The following is a 799-nucleotide window of genomic DNA, read 5'->3' as shown; positions in this document are numbered from 1 at the left end:
ATAAATCAGGGTTGGCGCCTACTGATAGTGATTAAAAAATGATTAAATAATTTGATTGGTTGAATCATGAAAATATCAAAACTACAGCTCGTTTATCTTGCAGCTTTATCCATGCTTGGCTTTGTTGCCACTGACATGTACTTACCTGCGTTCAAAGCGATGGAAATCGACTTTGCTACAGGTCCCGAACAAATCGCACTTTCTCTGACCGTATTTCTTGTAGGTATGGCTTTTGGTCAGTTGATGTGGGGATTGGCATCGGATAAATTTGGTCACCGCAATACGCTGGCCGCAGGTCTGGTGCTCTTTACCATTGCCTCATTCGGCTTAGCATTCTGCGATGAAGTTTGGCAGCTACTGACACTACGCTTTGTGCAAGCAATCGGCGTGTGTGCTCCTGCGGTTATCTGGCAAGCGATGGTGATCAAGCGTTACTCCAGCAGTAGCCAGCAAATTTTTGCGACCATCATGCCGTTGGTGGCACTATCACCAGCACTTGCGCCTCAACTGGGTGTGGTTTTAGCGGATAGCTTTGGTTGGCACAGTATTTTTATCGCATTAACGCTTGTTGGCGTGGTGCTGGTTGCTGCCACCATGGCACAAAAGAACGAACAAGCCGAAATCAAACAAACCAGCATGTCTGCGGATATTAAAGCGTTACTAGGTTCAAAAACTTACCTAGGTAACGTGTTTATGTTCGCAACCGCGTCGGCAGCGTTCTTTGCTTACCTTACTGGTATGCCAGAAATCATGGCGCAACTAGGCTATGAAGCCAAAGACATCGGTTTGAGCTTCATCC

General features: G+C 46.2%; 1 protein-coding gene. It reads left to right on the top strand.

Annotated elements, in window-relative coordinates:
• Positions 1 to 66: 66 nt before the first annotated feature.
• On the top strand, positions 67 to 799 hold a 733-nt coding region (locus R7O13_RS26015), incomplete at its 3' end, for a Bcr/CflA family efflux MFS transporter (RefSeq protein ID WP_318305091.1).

The sequence above is a fragment of the Vibrio sp. Y176 genome (assembly GCF_033438945.1).
Note: the sequence above shows the minus strand (reverse complement) of the source record. Positions and strands in the feature narration are given on the sequence as shown.